General features: G+C 66.3%; 22 protein-coding genes. 9 read left to right on the forward strand and 13 right to left on the reverse strand.

Going from position 1 to position 24,927, the window contains the following annotated elements:
- Positions 1–69 precede the first annotated feature (69 nt).
- Complete coding sequence (locus DCO49_RS07375) at positions 70–1,197, reverse strand: NAD(P)-dependent alcohol dehydrogenase (protein ID WP_116863480.1); 1,128 nt, start codon at positions 1,195–1,197, stop codon at positions 70–72.
- A gap of 17 nt (positions 1,198–1,214) precedes the next feature.
- Positions 1,215–2,681 (reverse strand): benzaldehyde dehydrogenase, encoded by a 1,467-nt coding sequence (locus DCO49_RS07380; RefSeq protein WP_116863481.1) that lies wholly within the window; start codon positions 2,679–2,681, stop codon positions 1,215–1,217.
- 221 nt (positions 2,682–2,902) lie between these two features.
- Here DCO49_RS07380 and DCO49_RS07385 point away from each other — a divergent pair, with 221 nt between their 5' ends.
- On the forward strand, positions 2,903–3,106 hold the full coding sequence (locus DCO49_RS07385; RefSeq protein WP_116863482.1) for a hypothetical protein: 204 nt from the start codon (positions 2,903–2,905) through the stop codon (positions 3,104–3,106).
- Between the two features lie 212 nt (positions 3,107–3,318).
- On the opposite strand, the gene DCO49_RS20155 is transcribed toward DCO49_RS07385, so the two are convergent.
- Both DCO49_RS20155 and DCO49_RS20160 read right to left on the reverse strand, forming a co-directional pair.
- Positions 3,319–4,164 carry a hypothetical protein gene (locus tag DCO49_RS20155; RefSeq protein ID WP_133249410.1) on the reverse strand — a complete coding sequence of 282 codons (846 nt, stop codon included), beginning with the start codon at positions 4,162–4,164 and terminating at the stop codon, positions 3,319–3,321.
- Between the two features lie 25 nt (positions 4,165–4,189).
- Positions 4,190–4,726 carry a hypothetical protein gene (locus DCO49_RS20160; RefSeq protein WP_133249411.1) on the reverse strand — a complete coding sequence of 179 codons (537 nt, stop codon included), beginning with the start codon at positions 4,724–4,726 and terminating at the stop codon, positions 4,190–4,192.
- Between the two features lie 253 nt (positions 4,727–4,979).
- Here DCO49_RS20160 and DCO49_RS07390 point away from each other — a divergent pair, with 253 nt between their 5' ends.
- Both DCO49_RS07390 and DCO49_RS07395 read left to right on the forward strand, forming a co-directional pair.
- Positions 4,980–5,546, forward strand: a complete 567-nt coding sequence (locus DCO49_RS07390) for a DUF1415 domain-containing protein (protein WP_116863483.1) — start codon at positions 4,980–4,982, stop codon at positions 5,544–5,546.
- Positions 5,543–6,346: an SDR family oxidoreductase gene (locus DCO49_RS07395; protein ID WP_116863484.1), complete on the forward strand. Its 804-nt coding sequence runs from the start codon at positions 5,543–5,545 to the stop codon at positions 6,344–6,346. The genes DCO49_RS07390 and DCO49_RS07395 overlap by 4 nt, the downstream gene beginning before the upstream one ends.
- 156 nt (positions 6,347–6,502) lie before the next feature.
- Here DCO49_RS07395 and DCO49_RS07400 read toward each other — a convergent pair whose 3' ends face one another.
- A complete protein-coding gene (locus DCO49_RS07400; protein ID WP_116863485.1) occupies positions 6,503–8,533 on the reverse strand; it encodes a M3 family metallopeptidase in 2,031 nt (676 codons plus the stop codon).
- Between the two features lie 210 nt (positions 8,534–8,743).
- On the opposite strand from DCO49_RS07400, the gene DCO49_RS07405 reads away from it, so the two are divergent.
- Complete coding sequence (locus tag DCO49_RS07405) at positions 8,744–9,148, forward strand: hypothetical protein (protein ID WP_116863486.1); 405 nt, start codon at positions 8,744–8,746, stop codon at positions 9,146–9,148.
- Positions 9,149–9,216: 68 nt separating this feature from the next.
- Here the strand turns inward: DCO49_RS07405 and DCO49_RS07410 are convergent, their stop codons facing one another.
- The gene (locus tag DCO49_RS07410; protein ID WP_116863487.1) at positions 9,217–10,329 is read right to left on the reverse strand and encodes a PLP-dependent cysteine synthase family protein; all 1,113 of its coding nucleotides are present in this window, start codon (positions 10,327–10,329) and stop codon (positions 9,217–9,219) included.
- 125 nt (positions 10,330–10,454) lie between these two features.
- On the opposite strand from DCO49_RS07410, the gene gloA reads away from it, so the two are divergent.
- Both gloA and DCO49_RS07420 read left to right on the forward strand, forming a co-directional pair.
- Complete coding sequence (gloA, locus tag DCO49_RS07415) at positions 10,455–10,973, forward strand: lactoylglutathione lyase (protein WP_116863488.1); 519 nt, start codon at positions 10,455–10,457, stop codon at positions 10,971–10,973.
- A 70-nt stretch (positions 10,974–11,043) separates the two neighbouring features.
- Positions 11,044–11,472 (forward strand): VOC family protein, encoded by a 429-nt coding sequence (locus tag DCO49_RS07420; protein ID WP_108770073.1) that lies wholly within the window; start codon positions 11,044–11,046, stop codon positions 11,470–11,472.
- A 90-nt stretch (positions 11,473–11,562) separates the two neighbouring features.
- On the opposite strand, the gene DCO49_RS07425 is transcribed toward DCO49_RS07420, so the two are convergent.
- From DCO49_RS07425 to yddG, 4 genes are all read right to left on the reverse strand, one after another.
- Positions 11,563–11,994 (reverse strand): CBS domain-containing protein, encoded by a 432-nt coding sequence (locus DCO49_RS07425; protein ID WP_053461435.1) that lies wholly within the window; start codon positions 11,992–11,994, stop codon positions 11,563–11,565.
- Between the two features lie 363 nt (positions 11,995–12,357).
- A complete protein-coding gene (locus DCO49_RS07430; RefSeq protein WP_116863489.1) occupies positions 12,358–13,317 on the reverse strand; it encodes a pectinesterase family protein in 960 nt (319 codons plus the stop codon).
- A gap of 71 nt (positions 13,318–13,388) precedes the next feature.
- The gene (locus DCO49_RS07435; RefSeq protein WP_116863490.1) at positions 13,389–16,133 is read right to left on the reverse strand and encodes a TonB-dependent receptor; all 2,745 of its coding nucleotides are present in this window, start codon (positions 16,131–16,133) and stop codon (positions 13,389–13,391) included.
- Between the two features lie 190 nt (positions 16,134–16,323).
- Positions 16,324–17,274: an aromatic amino acid DMT transporter YddG gene (gene yddG / locus DCO49_RS07440; RefSeq protein ID WP_116863491.1), complete on the reverse strand. Its 951-nt coding sequence runs from the start codon at positions 17,272–17,274 to the stop codon at positions 16,324–16,326.
- A 298-nt stretch (positions 17,275–17,572) separates the two neighbouring features.
- Between yddG and DCO49_RS07445 the strand changes: the two genes are divergently transcribed.
- The gene (locus DCO49_RS07445; RefSeq protein ID WP_116863492.1) at positions 17,573–18,046 is read left to right on the forward strand and encodes a hypothetical protein; all 474 of its coding nucleotides are present in this window, start codon (positions 17,573–17,575) and stop codon (positions 18,044–18,046) included.
- Positions 18,047–18,085: 39 nt separating this feature from the next.
- On the opposite strand, the gene DCO49_RS07450 is transcribed toward DCO49_RS07445, so the two are convergent.
- The 3 genes from DCO49_RS07450 to glmS form a co-directional block, all read right to left on the reverse strand.
- On the reverse strand, positions 18,086–20,035 hold the full coding sequence (locus tag DCO49_RS07450) for a PEP/pyruvate-binding domain-containing protein (protein WP_116863493.1): 1,950 nt from the start codon (positions 20,033–20,035) through the stop codon (positions 18,086–18,088).
- Positions 20,036–20,133: 98 nt separating this feature from the next.
- On the reverse strand, positions 20,134–20,595 hold the full coding sequence (locus tag DCO49_RS07455) for a DUF2846 domain-containing protein (RefSeq protein WP_207776474.1): 462 nt from the start codon (positions 20,593–20,595) through the stop codon (positions 20,134–20,136).
- 258 nt (positions 20,596–20,853) lie between these two features.
- The gene (glmS, locus tag DCO49_RS07460; protein WP_116863509.1) at positions 20,854–22,692 is read right to left on the reverse strand and encodes a glutamine--fructose-6-phosphate transaminase (isomerizing); all 1,839 of its coding nucleotides are present in this window, start codon (positions 22,690–22,692) and stop codon (positions 20,854–20,856) included.
- A gap of 203 nt (positions 22,693–22,895) precedes the next feature.
- On the opposite strand from glmS, the gene DCO49_RS07465 reads away from it, so the two are divergent.
- Complete coding sequence (locus DCO49_RS07465) at positions 22,896–24,173, forward strand: efflux RND transporter periplasmic adaptor subunit (RefSeq protein WP_116863494.1); 1,278 nt, start codon at positions 22,896–22,898, stop codon at positions 24,171–24,173.
- Positions 24,174–24,197: 24 nt separating this feature from the next.
- Positions 24,198–24,920 (forward strand): ABC transporter ATP-binding protein, encoded by a 723-nt coding sequence (locus tag DCO49_RS07470; protein WP_116863495.1) that lies wholly within the window; start codon positions 24,198–24,200, stop codon positions 24,918–24,920.
- Positions 24,921–24,927: the final 7 nt, after the last annotated feature.

The following is a 24,927-nucleotide window of genomic DNA, read 5'->3' on the forward strand; positions in this document are numbered from 1 at the left end:
GGTCGGAGCCGTTTTCCGGTGGAAAACGGATCCGACCCCATGCCGGCCAGGGGCCGGCACTACCAAGCGTTACGACGCGATCCGCAGAATCGGCTTCAGGGTGATCCCGCGCGTGCTGTCCTCGGCCGCCTGGTTGATCTGCTCCAGCGGATAGAACTTCACCAGCTTGTCGAACGGGAACCGTCCCTGCAGGAACAGCGTCACCAACCGTGGAATGAACACCTGCGGCACGCTGTCACCTTCGACGATGCCGCGGATGCTGCGCCCGCCCAGCAGCAGGTTGTTCACATCGAAACTGGCCGTGGTGCCCAGCTTCGGCGCACCCACCACGCCCATCATGCCCAGCCCGCCCAGCGCCTCGATGCCGGCCGACAGCACTTCCGGGCGACCGGTGGATTCCAGCGCGAAATCCGCGCCGCCACCGGTGATCGCACGCACCGCTTCCACCACATCGGTCTCGCGGCTGTTGACCACGTGGGTAGCCCCCAGCTCCAGTGCCAGCTCCAGGCGCGACGGCACCACATCGATGGCGATGATGGTGGTGGCACCGGCCACCTTGGCCGCCATCACCGCACTCAGCCCCACCGCACCGGCACCGTAGCTGGCAAAGCTGCTTCCCGAGCGCACATTCAGCGAATTGAGCACCGCTCCGGCACCGGTCTGGATGCCGCAGCCCAGCGGGCCCAGCAGTTCCAGCGGCGCATCGTCGGGCACCTTGATCGCGTTGATCTCGCGCGCGATGGCGAAGGTGGCGAAAGAGGACTGCGCGAAGAAGTGATCGTGCAGCGGCTGGCCCTGCGCATCGGTGATGGCGGTATGGCCGTGGCCATCGTCGCCGCCGAAGTTGAGCCCGAAGAAATCCTTGCAGTAGGCACCGTGGCCGCCGCGGCAGGGATTGCAGTGGCCACAGGCGCCGTAGGTCAGCACCACGTGGTCGCCCACCTTCAGGTCGCGCACGTTCGGGCCCACGGCCTCGACGATGCCGGCGCCTTCATGGCCGAGCACCGCCGGCAGCGGCACCGGGTAGTACTGGTCGCGCACGATCAGATCGGTGTGGCACAGGCCGGTGGCCACGACCTTCACCAGTACCTCGTCGTCCTGCGGGCCGCGCAGCTGCGCCTGCTCAATGACGAAAGGCTGTTCCTTGCCGCGGACCACGGCGGCGGTGATCTCACGCGTTGCGGTGTTGTCGTTCATCGTGATGGTTCCTTCGATCAGATCGGATAGGCGGGCGCTTCGCCCTTGACGGTCAGCCACTGCCACTGGGTGAACTCTTCCCAGTTCGCCGGGCCGCCGATGCTGGTGCCGTTGCCGGACGCACCGACGCCGCCGAACGGATTGATCACTTCGTCGTTCACCGTCTGGTCGTTGATGTGCAGCAAGCCGGTGCGCAGGCGTTCGCCGAGCTTCAGCGCGCGGCCGACGTTGCTGGACACGATGGCCATCGACAGGCCGTACTCGCTGTCATTGGCCAGCTGCACGGCCTGGTCGTCATCGTCGAACGGCACCACCACGGCCACCGGCGCAAAGATTTCCTCGTTGAACGCCGGGTTGTCGGCGGCCACGTTGCCGAGCACGGTGGGCGCGAAGAACAGGTCCTGGTGGGTGCCGCCGGCTTCCAGCGTGGCGCCGGCCTTGACCGCGTCGGCCACCACGCGGGCGGCATGATCGCGCTGGGTGGCGTTGATCAGCGGACCGATCGCCACGTCTTCGCGGGCCGGGTCGCCGACCTTCAGCGACTTGGCCTTGGCCACCAGCTTTTCCAGGAACGCGGCATGAATCTTCCTGTGCACCAGCACGCGGCCGGTAGCCATGCAGATCTGGCCCTGGTGCAGGTACACGCCCCAGGCGGTGTTGGCCACGGCCAGGTCGAGGTCGGCATCGTCGAGGATGATCAGCGAATTCTTGCCACCCAGTTCCAGCGAGACCTTCTTCAGGTGCTTGCCGGCCGCTTCGCCGACCTTGCGGCCTGCGGCGGTGGAACCGGTGAACTGGATCATCGCCACGTGCGGATCGCTGGTCAGCGCGGCACCGGCGGCGCCGTCACCGGGCAGCATGTGCAGCACGCCGGCCGGCAGCCCGGCCTGTTCGAACAGGCGGGCGATGACCGCGCCACCGCACACCGCGGTGCGCGGGTCGGGCTTGAGCACCACGGCATTGCCGAGCGCGATGGCCGGTGCCACCGCACGCATGGCCAGGTACAGCGGGAAATTGAACGGCGAGATGACCCCGACCACGCCCAGCGGACGGCGCCGCGCCAAGTTCAGGCGGCCCGGTTCGGATGGCAGGATTTCGCCGGTGCTGCGCGAAGGCAGCGCGGCGGCTTCGTGCAGCGCCTTGATGGTCACCTTGGCCTCGAAGCCGGCCTTGAGGCGGGTCGAGCCGCTTTCGCGCACCAGCCAGTCCACCAGGGTGTCCATGTTGTCTTCGGCCAGGCGCGCGGCCTGGCGCAGCACCTGCGCACGCTGTTCATAGGGGGCGGCGGCCCAGGCCTGCTGGGCCTGCGCGGCGGTGGCGGCCGAGGTGGCGACCTGGGCGGCGTCGGCCAGGCCGACCTCGCCGAGGGTCTGGCCGGTGGCCGGTTCGATCACCGGCTGGCGCTGGCCGGCGGCCTGCCACTGGCCGTCGAAGAAGGCACCGGACCAGAGTTCGTCCGGCAGCCACGGGGAAGATGCAGTCATGAGGTGTCCTCCTGTGTCGTGCGTCCATTGCACGCCTGGCCCGCCGCGCAGGCAATCAGCCATCGGTGCGATCTCGGCAAGGGCTTGAATGGATGGGACTTTCCAGCATCGCCACTGTCCAGTGCGTGGACAGTGAACGGCGCGACCGCGGGCGGCTGCCTGCAATGGCGGCCCCCGACAGCCGATGTGCCCGCCATGACCGATACCGAAACTAGAGCCACTTGGGTATCAAGGCGCACATCAGCGCAGAAGCGTTCTCGGGACTGGCGAGCGGCATGAATTGCACCGAAGTGGGCGACCTCATGGTGATCGTGTGCTACCGCGCTGCCAAGACGAGTGAAGTCACCGGTGTTATCGACGAAAGCGGCGCAGACAAGCGTGCAACGCTGTCCGATTACAAGGCGAAGCCTCCCAATGTTATCTAGCGCTCAAAGGTAAGAGTGATCGGCAACGCACGGAGGCGAACGGCGCCAACAATCCAGCATCGGCAACGATTGTTCGCCCCCACCCAACGCTTGCTCTATGGCGCCGCGCTATGCCCCGGCTATCTTCCCGACCTGCTTCCAGGCCACTGCATCCCCTGGCCCGGGAACCCCTTGCCAAGTTACTGCATACCCGGAATAGCAGACCTCCCAGATCAATGGCCTTCCGTAAAGTACTCGCGCATCTCCGCAAGCTCCGCACCAGAATCCTGCCACCCATATATCGTTTTTATTACAGCCCCATCCTGAACCACATGAAAAACCGGAGTTTCGAGAACATCCAGAGCACCCCACCCCACTGCTCCAGCTTGACTTTGCATTGGAAGAAGCTCATTCACCTCATTCCACTCACTGACACCGGGGTAAGGCCAGAACGGCGCCCGACGAACAACCAATCTAATGTTCGGTCTTATCCATGACCACTCAACCTCTTCTGAAATAGACTTCATCGCCACGCCAGAGAAGCCGCAGCTCGGACTAACATAGGCAATCACTTCGTAGCCCTTCCGATAAACCCAAGGGCGCCACTCCAACCTGCCATCCTTCGATGTTTGGAGCACACCTTGCTTATCACTCCGTGCCCCGCTTATGACAGGAAGATGGGGAACCGACAAATTCTCTCGCTTTGCCAAAGCACTGGCGCGGTGGAATTCACGATTCTGGATAAGCGCTCCGTACATTGCCAGATGTTCGCTACGACCAGCTATGTTCCTTCCAACCATCTGCAGATAAATTTCTTCAAGATCAAGAAGTGATGGCGTATCGCCGAGATATAGGGATACTCGCGCACCTGCGCGGAATGACTCGTGAAGAATGGCATCACTCAAGTGCGAGGAACTGCCCCCTGAAAGATTGCGTCTTTTCCATTCTCTGTATGTTGCAGCCAACTGCTCCGCACGGTCAGCAGCGCCTGCCGCGATCAAGGCGCGGTCCAGCTCAATGATGCGAGAATCTATCGGGTCTGCCGCCCGCAGGTTTACGGGCGACAGGACCAGAAACACCAAAAGTAATGCGCGAACCACCAAGTCAGCAGCTCGACATGCAAATACTATGCGGAGAAACAGTGCAAGTCGCTCGACGAACACAGGCAAATCCGGGGTAGTCGATAATATCATGCACAGGACCACCCTTCTTTGAAAATTCAGCATCCGAAAAATTCATGACTTCCCAGTCAGATGCAGACTCTATTTCCAAGCCCGGCAGCAATGAAAGAGTACGCTGAGCACCAAACAGTGAAAGAAGTCGATATGCCTGAGCAGCGGTCAGTTCAGATGTAATTGGCTCGTAGTCATAGCTAGCCAACCCCTGGCTACCAAACTGCAGCCCCGCCATGAATCTTTTTCTCGCACTTTGCGATAACGCCATCATTGGCGAATCGAGCGTCGGAGCATTCATATGATCATCAAGCTGCTCCAAAGAATTGATAGGAGCGTACGCGAGCACAACATTTTCAGGACCCACACCTTCGGAACGTCCTGACTGCATCGCAAATACTGAAATTGAATAACAACTCACGACCATCAGAATTACGAAAATAAGTTTCCTCATCTCTTCAAATCCCATGTCGATGATTGATTGATCGAGCTAAATATTTCTCATTGCTCGACACCACCCTATAACTCAGAAAAATTGCCGTCAATGAAAACCCCATCAGAATAATTGTATTTTTGGACGCCCTCGCCGCCAGCCTGCCCTAGCGCAGAGAGTGCTACGCACCATAGAGGGAGGGATGGCATTCAGCTCATCGCCCCTGTCCAGCGGCGCGACCGCGGGCGACTGCCTACAATGGCGGCCCCCGCCAGCCGAAGCGCCCGCCATGACCGACCCCGTCCTGCCCACCGACGATCCGATCGCCGCCACCCGCCTGTGGCTGGAGCGCATCGTGATCGGCCTGAACCTGTGCCCGTTCGCCAAGGCCGTGTACGTGAAGGACCAGGTCCGCTTCGTGCTCAGCGATGCGACCACGCCCGAGGCGCTGGTTGAACAGCTGGCCGAGGAACTGGTGCTGCTGCGCGACACCCCCACCGAGCAGATCGACACCACCCTGATCGTGCACCCGCAGGTGCTGACCGATTTCCTCGACTACAACGATTTCCTCGACAACGCCGACGCCGCCATCGAGGCACTGGACCTGCAGGGCATCCTGCAGGTGGCCAGCTTCCACCCGGACTACCAGTTCGATGGCGTGGCCGCCGACGATGCCAGCAACTACACCAACCGCGCGCCCTTCCCCACCCTGCACCTGCTGCGCGAGGAAAGTGTGGAACGCGCGGTGGACGCCTTCCCGGACCCGGACGTGATCGTCGAGCGCAACATCCAGACCCTGGACCGCATCGGCGTGGCCGGCTGGCACCGCCGCCTGCGCGGGGAAGACCTGTCGTGAGCGCGGCCCCGCCCATCGCTGCGTGGCCGGCGGCACCGCTGCAGGACAAGGTGGTGCTGGTCACCGGCGGGGCAAACGGCATCGGCCGCGGCGTGGCGCAGGCCGTGCTGGGCGCCGGTGGCCGCGTGCTGATCGGCGACCTGGACGTGGAAGCAGGCCAGGCCTGCCTGGACGAATGGCAGCGTGGCGACGATGCCGCGTTCCAGCGCCTGGACATCACCGACGAAGCCAGCGTGCGCGACTTCATCGGCACGGCGCAGCAGCGTTTCGGCCGCATCGATGGCCTGGTCAACAACGCCGGTATCGCCGGCCCGCACGGCACCGTGCTGCAGGACATGGAATGGGACGAGTGGCAGCGACGGCTGTCCTCGCTGCATGGTGCGTTCCTGTGCAGCAAGCATGCGCTGCCGGCGCTGAAGGCCAGCGCGGCCGGTTCGATCATCAACGTGGCCTCCACCCGCGCGTGGCAGTCGGAAGCCAACAGCGAGGCCTATGCTGCGGCCAAGGGCGGGCTGGTGGCCTTCACCCACGCGCTGGCGATCAGTGCCGGCCCGGCGGTACGCGTGAACAGCATCAGCCCCGGTTGGATCACCACCACAGCCTGGCAGGCGCCCTCACGTCGGCATGCGCCGGAGCATTCGGCCACCGACCACGGCCAGCACCCCGTCGGCCGCGTGGGCGAACCCGAAGACATCGGCGCGCTGGCGGTGTATCTGCTGTCGTCGCTGTCCGGCTTCAGCACCGGCCAGGATTTCATCGTCGACGGCGGCATGACCCGGAAGATGATCTACGCCGAATGACCGCTGGGCGGTAGCGCCGGGCCACGCCCGGCGGCTCTTTTTGCCGCGCCGCGCTGCGCGCTCGCCGGGCATGGCCCGCCGCTACCGGGATGCACCGCCTGTTTTGGCAGGAGCATTGCAGTAGATCCACGCCATGCGTGGATGACGCCCCCGCGTTTACGCCATGCCCGAATGGCGCAGCAACGCGTCGATCTGCGGCGCGCGGCCGCGGAACGCCTTGAAGTTCTCCGCCGCCGGACGGCTGCCACCGCGCGAGAGGATTTCGTCGCGGAAGCGCGCACCGGTTTCAGCCAGCGCCTGCGGAGCTTCTTCGAATGCCGCATAGGCATCTGCGCTGAGCACCTCGGCCCACTTGTAGCTGTAGTAACCGGCCGCGTAACCACCCGCGAAGATGTGGCTGAACTGGTGCGGGAAGCGATTCCAGGCCGGCGGATGGTTCACCGCCACTTCGCTGCGCACGCGGTCCAGCAACGCCAGCACGCTGTCCTGCGCCGGTTCGAACTGGCTGTGGATCAGCATGTCGAACAGGCCGAATTCCAGCTGACGCACGGTGGCCATGCCGCTGTGGAAATTGCGCGCCGCCAGCATGCGCTCGTACAGCGCGCGCGGCAGCGGCTCGCCCGTGTCCACGTGTGCGGTCATGCCCTGCAGGTGGTCCCATTCCCAGCAGAAGTTCTCCATGAACTGGCTGGGCAGCTCCACCGCATCCCATTCCACGCCGTTGATGCCGGCCACGCCGAGTTCACCGATGCGGGTCAGCAGCTGGTGCAGGCCGTGGCCCATTTCATGGAACAGCGTGGTCACTTCGTTGTGGCTGAAGGTGGCCGGCTTGCCGTTGGCACCGCGGCCGAAGTTGCACACCAGGTAGACCAGCGGCGTCTGCACGCTGCCATCGGCACGCTCGCGACGGTTGCGGCAATCATCCATCCACGCGCCACCGCGCTTGCCTTCGCGCGCGTACAGGTCGAGGTAGAACTGGCCGACCAACGCACCCTGCGCATCGACCAGGCGGAAGAAGCGCACGTCCTCGTGCCACACCGGCGCGCTGTCTTCCTGCACACGCAGGCCATACAGCTGCTCGATCACCGAGAACAGGCCGCCGAGCACCTTCGGCTCGGTGAAGTACTGCTTCACTTCCTGCTCGGAATAGCTGTAGCGCGCCTGCTTCAGGCGGTCGGCGGCGAACGCCAGGTCCCAGGCCTGCAGGCTGTCGATGCCCAGCTGTTCACGGGCGAACTGTTCCAGCTCGGCGCGGTCCTTGCCGGCGAACGGCTTGGCACGGGCGGCCAGATCACGCAGGAAGGCCAGCACTTCGGCCGGGTCCTGCGCCATCTTGGTGGCCACCGAATAATCGGCGTAGGAGGCAAAGCCCAGCAGCGCGGCCAGTTCGGCGCGCAGGGCGAGGATGCGGTCGATGTTGCCGCCGTTGTCCAGCGCTTCATCGCCGAATTCGGACGCACGCTGTGCGCTGGCGCGGTACAGGATCTCGCGCAGGTCGCGGTCTTCGCCCCAGGTCTGCACCGGCAGGTAGCACGGCATCTGCAGCGTCAGTTTCCAGCCGGGCTTGCCGTCCTTCTCTGCGGCGGCGCGGGCAGCGGCCTTGACGTCGTCCGGCACGCCGGCCAGCCGCGCTTCGTCTTCCACGATCAGCGACCAGGCATCGGTGGCGTCGAGCACATTCTGCGAGAACTTGGCCGACAGCGCCGACAGCTCTTCCTTGATCGCGGCGAAACGCTGCTGGGCGTCGGCGTCGAGTTCGGCACCGCCCAAGCGGAAATCACGCAGGGTGTTGTCCAGCACCTTGCGCCGCGCCTCGTCGAAGCTGGCCGCTTCCGGGCTGGCGGCCAGCGCCTGGTACTGGCGGTACAGCGCCAGGTTCTGGCCCAGCGCGCTGGCGAAGCGGGTCATCCGCGGCAGGTTGCTGTTGTAGGCCTCGCGCAGCTCGGGGGTGTTGACCACGCCCTGCAGGTGGCCGACCAGGCCCCAGGCGCGCCACAGGCGTTCGGTGGCATCGTCGAGCGGGGTCACGAAGGTTTCCCAGCGCACCGGCTGCACCTGCTCGGCCGTTTTGAGGGCGGCTTCGGCGTCGGCCAGCAGCACGTCCAGCGCCGGCGCCACATGCTCGGGGCGGATCGCCTCGAAGGGCGGCAGGCCGGAAGCAGCGAGCAGGGGGTTGGCAACGGTCACGGCAGATCTCCAGGAAACGGGCCCGGCAGGCGGGCATCCCGGTCCATATGGCGCTGGCCGGGCCGCCAGACAAGGGGTATCCCCGGTAGATCCACGCCATGCATGAATGGAGCTTTCCACGGAACCCCGGCATTCACGTCGGCCTTACGGGCCCGCGCCGAAGCTGGCACGGCGGGGGAGACCGCAGCGGTACGTCATGAGGAGGCCCACATGGAAGATCTGGCTCCAAGCTCCACCGCGTCATCCGCCCGTTCACTGGCGCTGACCGCCACCACGGACGAGCTGTCCTGGATCGCCGCGCTGTGCGATGTCGGCGACGATGCACCGCGCCACCTGGCCCAGCTGAAGGCCCTGCAACGCCAGGGGGGCCGGCTCAGCGAGACGCAGGAGTGGTACCCGTTCGAGGTGATTGAACGTGGTGCCAGCCGCCTGCAGCCGGGCCACGAGCGCGAGTTCGTGATCTGCGTGCTGCTGTGGCTGAAGGCGCTGGCCCAGGGCCGCGCCAGCGTGCTGGATCCGCACCTGCACCTGGACGACCGCGCGATGGACATCGAGGCGCTGCCCGATGCCCTGCGTGACACCCTGCTCGATGCATTCATGGATGCGGGGTATTGAGCGGCCCTTGAAACCCCGCTGCGCTCGCCGGGCATGGCCCGGCGCTACCTGGCCGGCATCCTGCCGCGTTACAACGCTTCCAGGCTGCACCACGGCAATGCGGGCAGGCCCTGCCCGGCCACGGCCGCGGCCAGCTGCGCGTCGGCGCCGTCCACGTCGATGCCCTGGCGGCCGTACCACGCCGGGTCGTAGTAACTGTGCGCGTAGCGCTCGCCGGCATCACACAGGATGCTGACGATGCTGCCCTGGTGGCCAGCTTCGCGCATCCACTGCGCGGCCTGCAGCACGCCGATGAAGTTGGTGCCGGTGGAGCCGCCGACGCGACGCCCGATCTGCCGGCTGACGTGGCGCATCGCCGCCAGGCTGAGTGCGTCGGGCACCTTCACCATCGCATCGACGCTGGTCGGGATGAAGCTCGACTCCACCCGCGGCCGGCCGATGCCTTCCACCCGCGAACCGCCGCTGCAGGTCAGCCCGCGCCAGTCGGGCTCGCCGGCGACGGCGGCTTGGTAACCTTCGAAGAACACCGAGATTTCAGGGTCGGCACAGAGGATGCGGGTGTCATGCCGGCGGTAGCTGACATAGCGGCCGAGGGTGGCCGCGGTGCCGCCGGTGCCGGGGCTGCACACGATCCATTCCGGAATCGGGCTGGGCTCCTCGGCCATCTGCTTGAAGATGGATTCGGCGATGTTGTTGTTGGCGCGCCAGTCGGTGGCCCGCTCGGCGTAGGTGAACTGGTCCATGAAGTGGCCACCGGTCTCGCGGGCCAGCCGTTCCGAATCGCAGTTGAGGTCGCAGGCGCGCTCGACCAGGTGGCAGCGGCCGCCGTGGAATTCGATCGCGGCGATTTTTTCCGGCGAGGTCGTGGCCGGCATCACCGCGATGAACGGCAGGCCGAGCAGGCGCGCGAAGTAGGCTTCGGACACTGCGGTCGAGCCACTGGACGCCTCGATCACCGGCCGCCCCTCACGCAGCCAGCCATTGGCCAGCGCGTACAGGAACAGCGAGCGCGCCAGGCGATGCTTGAGGCTGCCGGTGGGATGGCTCGATTCATCCTTGAGGTACACGTCGATGCCCTCGAACCCGGCCAGTGCCAGCGGGATCAGGTGGGTATCGGCGGAACGGTTGAAATCGGCTTCGATCTTGCGGATGGCGGCGGCCACCCATTCACGCTGCGACATGGCGGGCAATCGTTGTCAGGACGGAACGGTGCGATCCGTCCATTGTACGTCGCAGTGCCGTCAGGTGGCGGCCGGTAGAATGACGCCATCCGGCCATCACGGCCCTGTCTGAAGGACCTTCCCCCATGACCCTTCCCGCCCTGCGCGATATTGCCGGCGTGGCTGCCCAGGCCCCGGCCGAAACCCAAGGCTTCGTGTTCAACCACACCATGCTGCGGGTCAAGGACATCACCGCCTCGCTGGATTTCTACACCGGCGTGCTCGGCTACCAGCTGATCGACAAGCGTGATTTCGCCGAAGCCCAGTTCAGCCTGTACTTCCTGGCCTACGTGCCGGCTGGCATGGCCGTGCCGGAAGACGATGCCACCCGCCGCGTGTGGATGGCCGGCCTGCCGGGCGTGCTGGAACTGACCCACAACCACGGCACCGAGACCCAGGATGGCCCGGTCTACCACGACGGCAACAGCGACCCGCGCGGCTTCGGCCACATCTGCGTGTCGGTGCCGGAACTGGAATCGGCCTGCCAGCGCTTCGAAGACCTCGGCGTGCCGTTCCAGAAGCGCCTGACCGATGGCCGCATGAAGAACATCGCCTTCATCAAGGACCCGGACGGCTACTGGGTCGAGATCATCGCCAACGCCTGACCGGCCGCGCCAGGCGCTCGCCGGGCATGGCCCGGCGCTACCAGAGCGGCCCCCTTCTGAAGAGGTACGCATGGAAACGATGGAACTGCATCGCGGGCGCCTGATCGACCACCTGCAGCTGGTGGTGCGTGACCTGGCCGCCAGCCGCCGCTTCTACCAGGCTGTGTTCGATGCCATCGGCATACCCATCGCCGGCGAAGGTCCGGATTATTTCTGGGCCGACGAGCTGTTCATTTCCACCGCCAGCAGCGAGGCAGCCGCCGGCCAGCTGACCGGACGCCATCACCTGGCGTTCCAGGCGCGTGATGCGGCCACGGTCGATGCCTTCCACGCTGCCGCACTGGCGGCAGGTGGCACCGACAACGGCGCGCCGGGCGAGCGGCCCTACCACCCGGGCTACTACGGCGCCTTCGTGCTCGACCCGGACGGCAACAACATCGAAGTGGTCTACCACGGCCCGGCGACCTACAGCGCCGACTCGGTGAAAGTCAGCTTCTGATTCCTGCGCTGCGCGCTCGCCGGGCATGGCCCGGCGCTACCAACGAAGAAGCCGGGCAATGCCCGGCTTCGTTCGTCCTGCATGGTCGCCTCAGTGGGCGGCCATGTAGATGTCCTGCAGCACGGCCTTTTCCAGCTCCAGCTCGCCAAGCAGGTTCTTCACGATATCGCCCAGGCTGAGGATGCCGACCAGCGTGTTGCCATCGGTGACCATCAGGTGGCGGCGACGCGAGTACGTCATCAGCGACATGGCCTGCTTGAGCGTGGCCTCCGGCGCAATGCCTTCCAGGCCGGTGGTCGGCACGGTGGAGATCACCCGGCGGCCGGCCTGCGGGCCATCGTCGGCCAGGCTGCGCACGATGTCCTTCTCGGAGATGATGCCGACCGGCACCCCGTCCTTGATCACCACCAGGGCAGCGATTTTATTCGCGCTCATCTTGTGGGCGGCGGCACCGATGGTGTCTTCCGAATCGATGGTGATGACAGCTTCTTTCTTGGATTGCAGGAGTTCGCGGACGTTCATTCTTGTTTCCTGGTGCAGGTCACTGAAGTCAAAAAGTGTGCTCTTCCGAATCGCCCCCTCCCCGGGAACAGACCTTTCAGCGCACGTCTGGCGCACGGTGCGGCCGAGGAACTGCATCGACCAGCAGGTGCTGCAACGCGAACGAGGCCGGAGAAGGAAAACCTGCAGGGGCCTCGGACGATTCGATTCTACGACTGCACCGCGCGGCCACTACCGGCACCGATGGGACGCTTCGTCGTGGAACCTGTCGACGACTCCGAGAATCGCACCTGCGGCAAAACCGGCGCTGAATACAGCCCTTTCAAGCCGCTCAAGTTCGCACCCGCGCGGCCGACGCACGCGCAACCGCCCGACCGTGCAAAGTCAGGGGAACGGTCGCCAGCTGCCGAGCACCGCCTCGGTGGTGTACTGCGCGGCCTCGTCACCGGACAGGTGATGCGACCACGCCACGCGTTCTTCCGGTGAGGCACCGGCACCGACGCTGCCGAACTCGCCGTAGTAAGTGGTACGTTCGGCATCGGGCTTGTCCCAGTTGTGCCAGCCGGCCTGCACGATGTGCGGGCCCAGGTTGGACTGCAGGAACACCGTGCGTGCGAACGGCCGCCACGGCCGGCCCAGGTAGGCGGTGCCCGCGCCTTCGCCGCGCAGCAGCGCGCGACGGAACACGTAGCCGAAGCGCTGCCCTTCCGGCGTGGATGCCGCGGTGACCCAGCCCAGCTTGCCCTTGGAGACGATGGTGCAGTCATCGAACAGCGCCGTGGCCGCCCCGAAGATGAAATCCACCGTGCCTTCGATGTAGCAGTCCTTGAAGTGCAGCACGCTGCCTTCGTGCGTGTACAGCGTGTCCTGGTTGCCGAGCAGGCGCACGTTGCGGAAGCCGCCGCGTGGCGGCGCGGCATACAGCGCCAGTGCCTGGCCGACGTTGCCGGCGGTGTTCTCGATGGTCAGGTCTTCGGCGATGAACTCATCGCCATACACGTACACCGTGGCCGAACCACTGGTGCGCATCGCCTTGCCGGTGGCCGGGTCGACCAGATCGGCGTAGTTGTTCCAGCTGAGGACGGACGCACCGGCACCGGCCCCGCGCAACGTCACCCGCGTCTTTTCCTTCGGCACCTTCACCACGCCGCGGTACAGCCCTTCGCGCAGCACGATGACCTGGCGCGTGCGATTGCCATCGGGCACCGCATCGATGGCCGCCTGCACGCTGCGGTAGTCACCGCTGCCATCGGCGGCCACCACCCAGTCGCGCGCGGCGGCAGGCAGCGCGGCCAGCACCAGCAGGCCGGCCAGGGGGAGGGAGAATCGGCGTAGCTGCGGCATGCGGCGTCCTGCGGGCAAGAGGAACGAAGTGCGGCCGGCGTTGCATGCCGGCCGCGATCCAGGGGCAACGATCAGAACTTGTAGCGCAGGCCGAGCAGGAATTCGCGGCCGGTCTGGGTGTAGGTCAGCGGCAGTTTCCAGGCCGAGATACCCACCCACTCGTTGCTGGTTTCATTGGTGAGGTTGATGCCTTCCAGGCTGACTTCGAGGTGGTCGTCGATCTTCCAGCTGATCGAGGCATCCACCGTGTCCACCGCATCCATGCCGTGGAAGCTGAAGCCCTGCACGCTGGCCGGCACCTGGGTGTAGTAGCCGTCGCGGTGGGTGTACGACACGCGCGCGCCCAGCTTCTCACCTTCGTAGAACAGCGTGCTGTTGTACGAATTCTTCGACAGCCCGGTCAGGTCGGTCTTCAGCGAGGCCGCGCCCGTGGAGGTCAGGTACTGGATCTGCGAATCGACCCAGGTGTAGTTCAGCTGCAGACCCAGGTTGCTCCAGCGCCCCGGCAGGAAGCTGAAGGGCTGCACGTAGTTGAACTCGGCCCCCTTGAGGTCGCCACCGGGCGTGTTCAACGGACGGGTGAAGGTGAAGTCTTCATTGGGCGACACCCCGGTGCCGTCGAGCAGGCTGGCCGGCAGGCCACTGGCACTGAACGGCATGACCGTGCTGGTGCCCTGCACGAAGCTCTCGATGTCCTTGTGGAACAGCGCCAGGCCGAGCAGGCCGCCCTCCTGGAAGTACCACTCCACGCCCAGGTCCAGCGTGCGTGCGCGGATCGGGTCCAGGTTCGGGTTGCCGCCGTTGACGTAGCGGTGGCCGCTGGACAGGCTCAGCGTCGTGCCCGGGGTCAGCGAGGACAGGCCGGGGCGTGCCATCACCTTGGCCGCACCGAAGCGCAGCATCAGGTCCGGTGACAGCTCGGCCACCAGGTTCAGCGACGGCAGCGTATCGGTGTAGTCGCGCGACACATGGGTCAGCACCATCGCGCCATCCACAGTGGAATAGCCGGTGGAGGACTGGGTGGTCTTGACCCGGCGCACGCCCACGTTGCCCGACACCGGCACGCTGCCGACATCGAAGCCGAACTCGCCCATCAGCCACGCGCCGCGGTCACGCTCTTCCACGCTGCGGCGGGTCGCGTTGCGTTCGTACAGCTGGTAGATGCCCTGCCCGCTGTAGATGTCCAGCAGCTCCGACAACGCGGCCAGGTCGGGCACGGCCCAGGCATCTGGCGAACCGGCCACGCCGCCCAGGCGGGCGATGTCCACCAGTGCCGCCGGGACGGTGTAGCCGCCATCGGCGAACGCCGGCACCACGGTTTCGCTCTGCCGGCGGTACTCGCTGGTGTCGAACTTATAGTCCTTGGCGAGCAGGCCGCCCCGCAGGGTGAACGACGGGCCGAAGTTCCAGGTGAAATCCAGCGCACCGTTGTCGAAGCTGTTGCTGGCGTACTGCGGCCGCAGGCGCACTTCAGCCAGGGTCCAGCCGCTGGTGTCGGTGGGGTCGATGCCGTAGTTGAAGGTCGGGTGGGTGACGCTGTCGCGGAAGTCGTAGCTGTAGCCGGACACGTTGGCCTTGTCCATGATCAGCGTGGTCTGCACCGGGTTGGCGTGCTTCGAGCTGGAATGGCCGGCCAGCAGGTTGACCTTGAACGCATCGCTGAAGCGGTGTTCGCCACTCAGCGAGACCTGCTTGAAGGCGGTGTTCCACTCGTCGCGGCGCTGTTCGGAGCGCACGCCGGCGCCATCGAACAGGCCGTACAGCAGCGCACCGGAGGTGGGGTCGATGTAGCCGTCGCGCAGCACCATGTTCTGCTTCTGCGCCGAGTAGGCAAACGAGATCGCCTCGATGTACTTCTCGCTGCGCACGGTATCGATCTTCGAATACAGTGCGTCCAGCGCGAACTCGGTGCTGTCGGTCGGCTTCCACTGCAGCGATGCGGTCACGCCCAGGCGCTTCTGGTCGTGCTCCAGCAGCGTGTAGCGCGGGAAATACGGGTGCCACACGCCATCGGCCAGGCCGGCGGTGAACGGCGAGCTGGGGCTGAAGCCACCGTTGCTGCTGGCGCTGTACCAGCGGCCGGTGTTGCTGCCTTCCTCGCGCACGCGGCGTTCGGAATAGGCCACCGACAGCAGGCCACCGAAGCGCCCGTCGGCCCAGGTATCGGCGATCAGCGCAGCCGCACGCGGGCTGGCCTTCTCGGAAAGATCATTGAAGCTGCCCTGCCCGCTCGCCGCGAAGGTGAAGCCGTCGTAGTCGAACGGGCGCGCGGTGCGCAGGTCCACGGTGGCACCCAGCGAACCCTCTTCCACGTCGGCCGAGGCGGTCTTGCGCACGATCAGCTGCGAGAACAGGTCCGAGGCGAACACGTTGAAGTCGAAACCGCGGCTGCGGTTGGTGCCGCCGGACTGGTCGGAGCCGCCGACGGTGGTCAGCGCCTCAAGGCCGTTGATGCGCACGCGGGTGAAATCCGGGCCGAGGCCGCGCACGGAGATGTTGCGGCCTTCGCCGGCGTCGCGGGTGATGGTCACGCCGGGGATGCGCTGCAGCGATTCGGCCAGGTTGAGATCGGGGAAGTTGGCGATGTCCTCGGCCACCACCGCATCGACCATGCCCTTTTCCGAGCGCTTGATGTCCAGCGCCTTCTCCACGCTGGCGCGGTAGCCGGTCACCGTCACCGCATCCAGTTCGGTGGGGTTGGCCGCGGCGGCGTCCTGGGCGGCAGCCGGGCCGGCCAGGGCCAGCAGCACGGCACTGGCCAGCGCGCTGGCGGCAAAGGTAACCGGTGTCTTTTTGCGATTCAGCCTGTGCGTCATGAAAATCCCTTGCAATCACTGCTACTGGCGGTCGAGGGTGTCGTTCAAGAGATGACACCGGGGGACACGAAACGTAGCAGCGTCATGGAACTGACACATCATGCGGTGCAGCAAGACAGCAGCAGGCACTCACAAGTGTCTGCCCCCAAAGGAAATTCGCGCCCCTCGCGGCAAGCCGCCAGGCGGAGGATCAGGCCGTGTGTGCGGCCGGCGGCGCCGGGGGCGCCAGCGGCCGCGCGCGGGTCGCCCACCAGCACAGCAGCGAGCCAGCGGTCACGCAGGCCACGCCCTGCACGAAGCCCATGCCCGGGTGCAGCGACAGCCACACGCTGCTCCACAGCACCGACAGCACCGGGGCGAAGTAGGAGAAGATCGCCATCGAGGTGACGTTGCCGTGCTGCAGCCCATGGTTCCAGCACGAATAGGCGGTGGCGGTGAGCAGGCCGAACACGGCCACCTGCGCCAGGCCGCCCCAGTGCAGGCGCAGTGGCGGCGCATCGCCCAGCGCGTACTTCAGCCACAGCACCGCGGCGGTGGCGATCATGAACAACGGCACCGCGTTGCGCGAACCGCCGATGCGCTTGGTCACCAGCGAATAGGTGGCCCACATGCACGAGGCGGCCAGCGCCAAGGCATAGGCCAGCGGGTTGCTGCGCAGGTTGGCCAGCAGCATCGCCGGCGACCACGCGCCTTCGCCGGTGATGACCAGCACCACACCCAGCAGGCACAGCACGGTGGCCGGCAGCAGCAGCCAGTTGCCGCGCTGCATGCGGGTGAGCACGGTCAGCAGCACCGTCAGGCACGGCCACAGGTAGTTGATCATCACCAGTTCCAGCGCCTGCCCACGATGGTGGGCCAGGCCGATGGACAGCGACAGCGAGATCTCGGTGCCGATGAACAACGCACCGCCGATCAGCAGGTAGCGTCGCGGCAGCTGCGCGGGTCGCGGCACGCCCAGGATGAGCGCCGAGAACACGGCAGCGGCAGTGAAGATCAGTGCGGCGCCACCAACGGCACCGAAGATCTCGCTGATCGTGCGCAGCATGCCCAGGGTCGGGCTCCACAGCAGCACGGCGCTGGCGCCGATGAGGGTCGGAAGATGGGGTGACGCGGAGGCGCGCAGGGCGCGGAAGCCGTACATGGGAGCGACGACAACAGAAGGCGATCGGTTGAAAGGCACGCGCAGCGATGCGCCCGGCCCCGACAGCGGGACAGGCAGGTCATGCGGACGCGTGGGTCCTGGGGAGTACGCTGGTCCGTAGCGTCGTCCCCGGAACACCCCGGCACTGTGCGTTGCAGGGGGTACGGCGGGAGGCGGGTTACAGCAGCCGACTGGCCGAAGCGGATTGTACGCTTTCGATGCTGCGCCGCAATATCGCCCTGTTCATTCTCATCGCGTTGCGTAGAATTCCCGGCCCGCACGCAAAGGAATGACTGCCATGAAGATGCCCCTCGCACGGACGCTTGCACCCCTCATCGCCGCCCTGCTGGCTGCACCCACGGCGCATGCCGCAACGACCATCGACGCAGCGCAGTGGCAGAAGCTGGCACCCACGCTTCAGGCGGCACTGGAATGCCGCGCGGACCCGGATACCGCAGCCAAGGCACTCGCAGGGCTTTCAGGCAATGTGGAAGGCACCAGCGAACCGATCAAGCCGCCGGTGCCGTTCACCGTGTTCGGCCTGCAGGTCCGCTCGTTCTCGGTCTACATCGATCCCGACGGTGACCTGGGGGCCAGCTACACCAGCCAGCTCTCGGCCAATGCCGCGGCGGTGCGCAACGCCTCCAAGCTGGGCAGGAAGCCCGAGCGCGATACCAGCATGGGTGTTCTGTCGATCGCCCAGGATGGATCGTCACAGCTGACCTGCCTGGTCTATGGCGCCTACGACGAGCGCGACTACCAGGAACCGTAAGCGACCCGTGGAGTGCGCGTTGGCCCTGTCCCGGCAGGGCTAGCGCGCGCTTCCCTCCACATACGGGCGCGACTGCAGGATCAGTACCTCATCGCCGACCACGGCCCATTCGATGTCCTGGTCGGCACCGCCCAGCGCCTGCCTGGTACGGGTACCAATACGCGCCAACCGTGCGATCAGTGCATCGGTCAGCACCTGCCGCGAACCGGTGATGGGCACCTCGCGCACACCGCCACCCGCACGCGCCACCAGCTGGGTGTCTTCGGCCGAACGGCTCAGCACCTGGACCGCCTTCGACCACGACGAGTACATCACCTGCTCGGCCTGGCGCTTGCCTTCCACCACGCGGATGCCCAGCCCACGCTTGGCCGAGATGTAGGTGACGTGGCGGCGTTCGGCATCGAAGGGATCGCGGGTGATCATCACCCCGGAGCTGTCCGACGGTGCAGCCACCTGCACCAGCACGGCCATCGCCACCGCATCCTGCGGCAGGCCCGCCGCCGTGCGCGCTTCGTAGGCCTCGAAGTTGTAAACCGACGCCCAGACCGTCTGCACCGCTTTGGCCACCGCCTCCATGCGGTTCACGTTGGGCACCGTGGTGTACAGCCCAGCCCCGCTGAAACCCGGCAGATCCTCGGAGTTCGACGAGCTGCGCACGAACACCGGCGCGCCTTTCAACTGGTCACGCCACTGGCGTTCCAGCGTACGCACGAAGGCGGAATCAGCGGGCGCGTTCTCGATCTGCGTACGCAGCGACGCCAGCGCATCGCGGCGCACCGCCGGATCGCTGTTGAAACCCGGCCGCTGCTGCAGTTCGCGCAGGCGTTGCGGCACCTGCAGCCGCTGCTGCATGGCCTGGTACTGCGAGAACGGAATGCAGAAGCCATCGGGCACCCGTGCCGCCGGTGGCAGCACCGCACGCAGCGTGCCGAGGTTGGCGGCCTTCACCCCGCAGTGCGTGCTGTCACGCGCACGCAGCGCCTGCAGCGGCTTCAGCGCCACCACGGCCAGATCCGGGCGCGGCAGGCTGCGCTGCACAGAGCGTGCGGCAGTGGCAGATGGGGTGCGTGCCGGCCGCGCAAGCGGGGTCACCCGGTAATCGCTGCCGGTCACCTCCAGCGCCACCCAGCGCCCGTCGTACTGGCGCAACACGTCCTGCGCATCGCGCACGTAGACGTTGGGAATGCCCCAGCCCTTGGCCAGCAGGTTGACGTGCGAGAGCAGGGTCGACGGCCGCTGCGTCACCAGCCCGGCGACCGGGGCCAGCGCGATCGGCACCTCATCCAGCACCGGAATATCGCGCGGCGACAGCGTGGCCAGCTGCGCCTCCGTGCGGACGATGCGCAGGCGCCCCTCCGCCTGCCCGGTGTTCAGCGGCAGGAAGCGCTGCTCACGCAGCAGGGCCTCCTGGCTGACGTAGACCAGCTTCATCTCGCCAGCCAGCTGCTCATGTGCGGTGGAATTGGTCTTGAAGCGGACCGGATCAGCGAACGAGGCGCGCAGCACTGCATCGGCCTCGCGCAACAGCGGCGCGGTCAGCTGGTCGCCTTCCCAGAATTCGTAGGTGTATCCCGGCAGATCCTGCTGCCAGGCCACGGTCCCGAACAGGAAGCGCCGCTGCCGATCGCGGTACTGCGCGTTCACCGTGGCCTTGTCCATCGAGCGCAGCAGCCGCTGCTGGCGCACGAACTGCTCATGCAGACCGTGGCGGCGCGTGTTGACGTAGTAGATGCGACCATTCTCGCGCCGGTCGATGACGAAGATCAGATGCGGCATCTCCAGCGCCGTGCCGGCGTTGTAGACGCGGGCCATCTGCATGAACTGTGCGCGGCTGTCGATGCGCGAAAGATAGTCTGGCCCTTCGGCCGGCTGCTGTGCCGCGTCAGGACGATGCTCATACGCCGAGGGCTTGCGTGCGGTCTGTGCCAGCGCGGGCGTGGCGCAGGCCAGCACCAACAGCACGATCGCGCGGTGCCAGAGGGAATTCATACGGGATCGATCCTTGATGCCGTTACGGAGACAACAGGGTACTCGGTCCGGTGGCGATGGCCCATCAGCCATCGCCACCTCGAAACGGCTCGCCTACCTTACTTCGAGCAACGCCCGCGCTGGGCCAGGCTGAGCTGCGCCACCTCGCGGCGGCCCTCGGCCTCAGGCATCACCGTCAGCTTGGCGCCACCGACGAACACGCCCATCTTGATCGACTGCTGGATGAAGTAGTTGCGCCCAGCCTCGGTGTAGAGCTTGACGTCGTTGGGCGAGAACTCCGATTCGGTGGAGATCACGTGCTCCTGGTTGCCGGGCACCAGGGTGTAGAAGAACACCTTGTTGGCCGTCTCACCCAGACACTCGCCATCGATGCGCAGATCCTTCTTCAGCGCCTGGCCGACGAAGGAGTTGCGGTACACGTACACGCCCGCCTTGCCCTCCTCCGGAACCGGAAAGCTCTTGGCCACGTCCAGCTGGCCCTTGTCCGACATCGGAACACTCGCACACCCGGACAGCAGGCTGATCGCCGCCGCCATTGCAACCACGTGCCACTTGCTCATCTACAGCCCCCTGTCATGCGTGCCATGCACGCGGATTGAAATCTGCAATCGCGCCCGTGTTGAACGGGCGTGGTGGATCGACGCCCACCCCCGACGCTGCGCCGATTGCGCAGGTGGGTGGACGGATCGGAAATCGAGAGTGGCGCGGGCATCCTCCGTGATGCGTGCAGCGGCGTGCGCAGATGGTGCCATGACGGAATGAAAAAAGGTGGCCCCTGCGGGCCACCCCATGCGTTCCGCGTGCTGGCCCGAACGGCCTTACTCCACCGTCACGCTCTTGGCCAGGTTGCGCGGCTTGTCCACGTCGGTGCCGCGCGCCAGCGCGGTGTGGTACGCCAGCAGCTGCACCGGAATGGTGTGCACGATCGGGCTGAGCACGCCGGCGTGGCGCGGGGTGCGGATGACATGCACGCCTTCGGACTCGTTGAAGTTGCTGTCCTGGTCGGCGAATACGAACAGCTCGCCACCGCGGGCGCGCACTTCCTGCATGTTCGACTTCACCTTTTCCAGCAAGCTGTCGTTGGGCGCGATCACCACCACCGGCATGTCCTCGTCCACCAGCGCCAGCGGCCCGTGCTTGAGCTCACCGGCCGGATAGGCCTCGGCGTGGATGTAGGAGATTTCCTTGAGCTTGAGCGCGCCTTCCAGCGCGATCGGGTAATGCAGGCCACGGCCCAGGAACAGCGCACTGCTCTTGCGTGCGAAGCGCTCGGCCCACGCCGCGATCTGCGGCTCCATGTTCAGCGCGTGCTGCACGCTGCCCGGCAGGAAGCGCAGCTGCTCCAGGTAGTCCGCTTCCTGTGCGGCATCGACGCGGCCGTGCAGCTTGCCCAGCACCACGGTCAGCTGGAACAGCGCGGCCAGCTGGGTGGTGAAGGCCTTGGTCGACGCCACGCCGATCTCGGCGCCGGCGCGGGTGTAGCAGACCAGTTCGCTGGCACGCGGAATCGCGCTCTCCGGCACGTTGCAGATCGACAGCGTGTGCTTGTGGCCCAGCGACTTGGCGTACTTCAGCGCTTCCATCGTATCCAGCGTTTCGCCGGACTGGGAGATGGTCACGATCAGATGCCTGGGGTTGGCATACGCGGCGCGGTAGCGGTACTCGCTGGCGATTTCCACGCTGCACGGCAGGCCGGCGATGGATTCGATCCAGTAGCGCGCGGTCAGGCCCGAGTAATAGCTTGTGCCACAGGCCAGGATCTGCACGCCTTCGATGCCGGCCAGCACGGCCTCGGCATTCTTGCCGAACAGCTCGGCCGGGAAGCCACCGGCGTCGATCGCCGCTTCGAGGGTGTCACCGAGCGCACGCGGCTGCTCGTGGATTTCCTTCTGCATGAAGTGGCGGTACGGGCCCAGCTCCAGCGAGGCCAGCGACACGTCGGACAGGTGCACGTCGCGCTCGACCGGCTGGTCGTGCTCGTCGAACACCTGCACCCCATCGCGGCGGATGTCGGCGGTGTCGCCCTCTTCCAGGAAGATCACCTTGCGGGTGGCCGAGATCACGGCCGAGACGTCGGAGGCGACGAAGTTCTCGCCTTCGCCCAGGCCGACCAGCAGCGGGCAGCCCATGCGTGCGCAGACGAAATGGTCCGGCTCGGCACGGCTGACCACGGCCAGCGCATAGGCGCCGGTCAGTTCCTTCACCGTGCGCTGCAGCGCGCCCAGCAGGCTGTCGCCGCCCTTCAGGTGGTGGTGCATGAGGTGGGCGATCACCTCGGTGTCGGTCTGCGACTCGAAGGTGTAGCCCAGCGCGCGCAGCTTCTCGCGCTGCTCTTCGTGGTTCTCGATGATGCCGTTGTGCACCAGCGCCACGCCGGCACTGATGTGCGGGTGCGCATTGGCCTCGGTCACCCCGCCATGGGTGGCCCAGCGGGTATGGCCGATGCCCAGCTGGGAATTGAAGCCTTCCGCCTCGGCAGCGGAGGCCATTTCCGAGACACGACCGGTACGGCGCACGCGGCGCACGTCAGCACGCTCGGCATGGTCGATCACCGCGATGCCGGACGAATCGTAGCCGCGATACTCCAGCCGCTTCAGTCCTTCGATCAGCACCGGCACCACATCGCGATCAGCGATCGCTCCTACGATTCCACACATGTCGCGCATTTCCTTGAAGACGGTCGCCGCATTCTAGCGTGGGTGTCCGCTTCGTCCCTCCTGTCCGCTTAATGAAAGTGTCCGCAACGGTGTCCGCGGACACCCGGACACCCGCAAGCCAAACGCAAGTGACTGAAAATAAATAAGATAAAGTTGGCACGGAGCATGCTTTAACCCTGTCACCACCGACAGGCACGCACCCGATGATCCGCGACACCTCTGCCCAGGACCAGATCGTTTCCGCCTCCTCTGCCAGCGGCCCCCGTGCGGCCTGGCAGCGCTACCGCTGGCCTGCCCTGGGTGCGGTCGCCCTGCTGGCCGCCATCGGCTGGGCGGTGCATGCCTGGTCCAACGCCAGCCGCTCCTTCGACAGCAGCCGGGTGCGCATCGCCGAAGTGCAGCGCGGCGACCTGGTGCGCGACATCGCCGCCGACGGCCGCGTCATCGCCGCCAACAGCCCGACCCTCTACGCGATCTCCGCAGGCACGGTGGACCTGAAGGTGGTGGCCGGCGACGTGGTCAAGAAGGGCCAGGAGCTGGCGATCATCGACAGCCCGGAACTGCGCAGCAAGCTGGCCCAGGAACAGGCCACCCTGGCCGGCCTGGAAGCCGAGGCCAGCCGCGCCGCGCTGGACGCCACCCTCGCCCGCGCCAAGTCGCGCAAGGAAACCGACCAGGCCAGCATCGAACGGCAGGCCGCCGACCGTGACCTGCAGCGCTACCAGCGCGGCTACGACGGCGGCGCGGTGCCGCAGATCGACCTGGCCAAGGCCCAGGACTCACTGAAGAAGGCCGACATCACCCTGGCCAATGCGACCACCGATGCGCGACTGCAGAGCCAGGGCGCCGACCTGGACGCGCGCAACAAGCGCCTGCTGGCCGACCGCCAGAAGGCGGTGGTGGCCGAAGTGCAGCGCCAGGTCGATGCACTGACCCTGCGCGCCCCGTTCGACGGCCAGGTCGGCCAGGTGCAGGCCACCCAGGCCACCAACCTGGCGGCCAACGCGCCGGTGCTGGGCGTGGTCGACCTGTCCAAGTTCGAGGTGGAGATCAAGGTGCCGGAGAGCTTCGCCCGTGACCTGGCGATCGGCATGCCGGCGCAGCTGACCGGCGGCAACGGCAAGCCGTTCCCGGGTGAGATCAGCGCTGTCTCGCCGGAAGTGGTCAACGGCGAGGTCAACGCCCGCGTGCGCTTCGCCGCCGCGCAGCCGGAAGGCCTGCGCCAGAGCCAGCGCATGTCGGTGCGCGTGCTGCTGGATACGCGCCGCAATGTGATGAAGGTCGAGCGTGGCCCGTTCGTCGAACAGGGCAACGGCGTGGCCTACGTGATGGACGGCCGCACCGCGGTGCGCCGACCGGTGGAACTGGGCGTCAGCAGCCTGGGCGAAGTGGAAATCAAGTCGGGTGTGCAACCGGGCGACCGCATCGTGGTCTCCGGCAGCGACCTGTTCAAGGACGCCGAACGCGTCTCCGTCAACTGACACATCCTGGAGAGAGGACACCCCATGTACATGCTCGAAATGCGTTCGGTCGCCAAGGTTTTCCGTACCGAGCAGGTGGAGACCCACGCACTGCGCTCGCTGGAACTGCAGGTCAAGGAAGGCGAGTTCGTCGCCGTCACCGGTCCGTCCGGCTCCGGCAAGACCACCTTCCTCAACATCGCCGGCCTGCTGGAAACCTTCACCAGCGGCACCTACATGCTCGACGGCCAGGACGTCAGCATGCTGGGCGACGATGCCCGCAGCCGCATGCGCAACCAGAAGATCGGCTTCATCTTCCAGGGCTTCAACCTGATCCCCGACCTGAACCTGTTCGACAACGTCGACGTGCCGCTGCGCTACCGCAGGATGGGCGCCGGCGAACGCCGCGAGCGCATCGAGAAGGCGCTGAGCCAGGTCGGCCTGGGTTCGCGCATGAAGCACTACCCCAATGAACTCTCCGGCGGCCAGCAGCAGCGCGCCGCCATCGCCCGCGCCCTGGCCGGCAGCCCGCGCCTGCTGCTGGCCGACGAACCGACCGGCAACCTGGACACGCAGATGGCGCGTGGCGTGATGGAACTGCTGGAAGAGATCAACGCCGCCGGCACCACCATCGTCATGGTCACCCATGACCCGGAACTGGCCGCACGCGCGCAGCGCAACGTGCACATCGTCGATGGCCAGGTGACCGACCTGGTGCGTGAGCCGGTGCTGGCCACCCCGCGCCGCATCGTCGCCGTCAACGAGTGAGGGCCCG

Origin of the sequence: Stenotrophomonas sp. SPM (assembly GCF_003105135.1) — a bacterium.
Lineage (GTDB): Bacteria > Pseudomonadota > Gammaproteobacteria > Xanthomonadales > Xanthomonadaceae > Stenotrophomonas.

Coding starts and splice junctions, on each gene's coding strand:
- DCO49_RS07375 (WP_116863480.1), bottom strand. CDS start 1,197: ATGAACGACAACACCGCAACGCGTGAGATCACCGCCGCCGTGGTCCGC.
- DCO49_RS07390 (WP_116863483.1), top strand. CDS start 4,980: ATGACCGACCCCGTCCTGCCCACCGACGATCCGATCGCCGCCACCCGC.
- DCO49_RS20160 (WP_133249411.1), bottom strand. CDS start 4,726: ATGGGATTTGAAGAGATGAGGAAACTTATTTTCGTAATTCTGATGGTC.
- DCO49_RS07380 (WP_116863481.1), bottom strand. CDS start 2,681: ATGACTGCATCTTCCCCGTGGCTGCCGGACGAACTCTGGTCCGGTGCC.
- DCO49_RS07410 (WP_116863487.1), bottom strand. CDS start 10,329: ATGTCGCAGCGTGAATGGGTGGCCGCCGCCATCCGCAAGATCGAAGCC.
- DCO49_RS07430 (WP_116863489.1), bottom strand. CDS start 13,317: ATGCCGCAGCTACGCCGATTCTCCCTCCCCCTGGCCGGCCTGCTGGTG.
- DCO49_RS07450 (WP_116863493.1), bottom strand. CDS start 20,035: ATGAATTCCCTCTGGCACCGCGCGATCGTGCTGTTGGTGCTGGCCTGC.
- glmS (WP_116863509.1), bottom strand. CDS start 22,692: ATGTGTGGAATCGTAGGAGCGATCGCTGATCGCGATGTGGTGCCGGTG.
- gloA (WP_116863488.1), top strand. CDS start 10,455: ATGACCCTTCCCGCCCTGCGCGATATTGCCGGCGTGGCTGCCCAGGCC.
- DCO49_RS07445 (WP_116863492.1), top strand. CDS start 17,573: ATGAAGATGCCCCTCGCACGGACGCTTGCACCCCTCATCGCCGCCCTG.
- DCO49_RS07405 (WP_116863486.1), top strand. CDS start 8,744: ATGGAAGATCTGGCTCCAAGCTCCACCGCGTCATCCGCCCGTTCACTG.
- DCO49_RS07435 (WP_116863490.1), bottom strand. CDS start 16,133: ATGACGCACAGGCTGAATCGCAAAAAGACACCGGTTACCTTTGCCGCC.
- yddG (WP_116863491.1), bottom strand. CDS start 17,274: ATGTACGGCTTCCGCGCCCTGCGCGCCTCCGCGTCACCCCATCTTCCG.
- DCO49_RS07470 (WP_116863495.1), top strand. CDS start 24,198: ATGTACATGCTCGAAATGCGTTCGGTCGCCAAGGTTTTCCGTACCGAG.
- DCO49_RS07420 (WP_108770073.1), top strand. CDS start 11,044: ATGGAAACGATGGAACTGCATCGCGGGCGCCTGATCGACCACCTGCAG.
- DCO49_RS07455 (WP_207776474.1), bottom strand. CDS start 20,595: ATGAGCAAGTGGCACGTGGTTGCAATGGCGGCGGCGATCAGCCTGCTG.
- DCO49_RS07465 (WP_116863494.1), top strand. CDS start 22,896: ATGATCCGCGACACCTCTGCCCAGGACCAGATCGTTTCCGCCTCCTCT.
- DCO49_RS07425 (WP_053461435.1), bottom strand. CDS start 11,994: ATGAACGTCCGCGAACTCCTGCAATCCAAGAAAGAAGCTGTCATCACC.